Annotated in this window: 2 protein-coding genes and 1 pseudogene; all 3 read right to left on the bottom strand. The window is 59.6% G+C overall.

Translation table 11 applies throughout. From position 1 onward, the window contains the following. Positions 1-196: 196 nt before the first annotated feature. Positions 197-484, bottom strand: coding sequence for a helix-turn-helix domain-containing protein (locus tag WBG04_RS13400; RefSeq protein WP_424314950.1), 288 nt, complete (start codon positions 482-484; stop codon positions 197-199). A gap of 30 nt (positions 485-514) precedes the next feature. Beyond that, positions 515-883 (bottom strand): annotated as a pseudogene (locus tag WBG04_RS13395) (type III restriction endonuclease subunit R); the annotation flags it as partial. A gap of 366 nt (positions 884-1,249) precedes the next feature. Beyond that, positions 1,250-2,452: a zinc ribbon domain-containing protein gene (locus WBG04_RS13390; RefSeq protein WP_424314949.1), complete on the bottom strand. Its 1,203-nt coding sequence runs from the start codon at positions 2,450-2,452 to the stop codon at positions 1,250-1,252. Between the last annotated feature and the right edge of the window lie 171 nt (positions 2,453-2,623).

Here is a 2,623-nt window from a genome sequence, read left to right as displayed (position 1 = left end):
CGCTTCCAAGCGGGATAGGATGCCATCTCGGTTGTCGGGAAGAGGATGGGAAAGAAGATCGAAATGGGCCGGATAGTCCAGAAGCGAGAGCACTGTAGATGAATCGACGTGCTCGATCGCGGGAGCTTCTTCGAAAGGAGTGGTGTCAAAGAGTTGCCAAAGATCCTTTTCCAGCTGGGGATTGTCCTCAAGCTTCTTACGGTAGGAGCCAACCCGTAAATTCGATCCCTTGGAGTTGCACTGGTCTTCCGGGGGCACGTGGGACTTCGAGTAAGACAACGGGATGGCCTTCGTACTCCAGTTCATGGAACTGGAAATGAATACGGGGCGTGAGAAGCCTTATCAACCAGTTGACGAGATCCTCGTTGCCCCTTTTGGCGGTCGACGGTCGAAAACTCGTTCCAACGACTTGATGGGAGCCATCTTCAATACCCCATACTGCATAGCCGTTCGCTTTCCCCGCGAGAGCTGCCATGTTCGCCAAAGCGGAAACATACTCCCCGATGTCATCTGGATCGATCTCGTTCGACTGCTTTCGTAGTAGTTCGAGCTCTTCCTTCTTTTTGCCGCTGGCGGCTTCGGAGATGTCGCCGTTGCTTTTGGTGTGGATGACGAGGACCTTGCCTTCGAGTTCGGGGCAGATTTTTTCGAGGTGGGCACCGACGTCGTCGCAGTTCTTGGTATCGTCGACCATGACGAAGAGGACGGCTTTTTTGCCGAGCTTTTCGTGTTCGGTGTAGCTCTTGCGCCACTCTACGACGCCGAGTTTCAGGTAGTCGTCGTATTTCTCGTGGAAGAGGGATGACTTGTGTTCGCGGAGCTTTGAGCGGCTGGCGGCGTCGGGGAGGATGGGGTGCTTGACGACGTTCTGGTGGACGGCTTCGCGCTGGGCGAAGTAGTAGGAGAAGGGAGAGAGGGTGCCGTCGGCGTTTTCAAGGAGGTGCTCGGTATCGAACCAGTGATTGAGAAGAGCCCTGGTGGTGGGTGAGGCTCCGGCGTAGTGGCCGGCACGCCAGGCGTGGACCTCGGTGCGGACTTTGGCGACGAGGGGGGGGAAGGAGTTTTTCGTAGGCGGAGTCGCGAAGGGTCTCGTCGGCGGGGAACCAGCGATGGTCGGGGTGAAGTTCCTCAAAAGGGGAGGAGGTAAATGAGGGGTGTAGTGCCATTTGGTGGTTTCAAACTAAGCGAACGGTTCTGGGTCAGACCAGCCCAGAAGCTTCGGCGCGGCGGATAGATTCCACCGCCACGGCTAGCGCTGGGCGGCGAGGAAGATGATGCCGATGACGAGGAGAACCATGAGGACGACGAAGGCGACTTTCCAAGGGGAGATAGGGCAGTTGGCGTAGGTGGTGCCGGTGATGGCGTTCATGGCACCCTGGTAGGTCTTGCCGCGGAATTGATAGGCGAGCAGCCAGACGGGGCAGAGGATGTGCTTGAAGGTTTTGCGACTGTAGGTCGGATGGATCCGCAGGTTGCGGTAGGTGTCGCCGGGGACTTCGCTGGCACACATGTTCCGGAGCGTGCTTTCCATCACACCAAAGCCGGAGCGGGCGGCCTGGAGAAGTGGAATCTGGTACTGCTCGACTTCCCAGCCGGAGACGTAGCGTGTCTCGTAAGGTACTAGGTCTTTGGTAGGAAAGGGTTCGAGCTTGGTGAGGATCTTCGGTTCGATGCCTTGGGAGCCGGTGATCAGGATGTCGTCGAACCAGGTGGAGACATGGCCGCTTGCCGGTCGCCAGCGGGTCTTCCTCTCTCGCACGGTGCGGGTCTTGCCGTCGGCACCGCGGACGGTACGAGTCACGTAGTAATAGGTGCCGCTGTCGGCGGTCCAGGGGCACTCGGCGGCGGAGTCAAAGGTCCAGTAGGGGAGGTAAACGCCGTGGATGCGGTCGACAAGGTTTCGGCGCTTCAAGTCATTTGGGGCAAACCACTTCGAGGCGAGGAAGGCCTTTAGGGAATGGTAGGCCTTTTCCTTGGAAATGGAGGCGGGGAGCAGTGACTCGGGGCTCAACGGGCTCTCGATATCCGAGTAGTCGAGCATCTCCGGGGAGCCGCAGAAGTCGCAGGATTGACCGACGTTTTTGGCTTCACGAACGAGCACGGCGTGGCAGTGGGTACACTGGACCTTGCGCTTGGCGGTATCGACGGTGGATGACCTTTCGCCGAGCTCGGCGAGCATCTGGTCGAGCTCATGTTCCTTGATGGAGCTGGGTGGCGGTGGGGGTGCGACGCGTTCGAACTCGGTGCCGCAGTAGGGGCAGATGAGCTTGCGTTTGCCGGGGTCCCATTCGCCTTTGCCACCGCATTCGGGGCAGACGTGGCGATCGAGGGAGCGGACCTCTGCGGCCGCGCCACGGAGGTCGGGGAGCGGGGGTGGGATCTTCTTTCGCGGGAGCGAGATTGGCGAGGTGTCGCCATCCTCTTCCGGGAGAACTGGTGGCTCTGGAGGCATCAGGAGCGTGAAGAATCATGACCGGGGACGGTCATGCCACGGGCGCATCACTCTAAGGGGTGACTTACTCCGCGAGGAAGGCGTCCAGGGCGGCGCGGGTGATCCGATGGGCTGAGCCGATCTGCTTGGCGGCGAGCTTGCCGGATGAAATTTCGGCCATCACGTCGGCTT

This window comes from Haloferula sp., from assembly GCF_049672945.1.
Lineage (GTDB): Bacteria > Verrucomicrobiota > Verrucomicrobiia > Verrucomicrobiales > Akkermansiaceae > Haloferula.
The sequence above is the reverse complement of the archived record's forward strand: the minus strand, read 5'-3'. Positions and strand labels throughout refer to the sequence as shown.

Coding starts and splice junctions, on each gene's coding strand:
- WBG04_RS13390 (WP_424314949.1), bottom strand. CDS start 2,452: ATGCCTCCAGAGCCACCAGTTCTCCCGGAAGAGGATGGCGACACCTCG.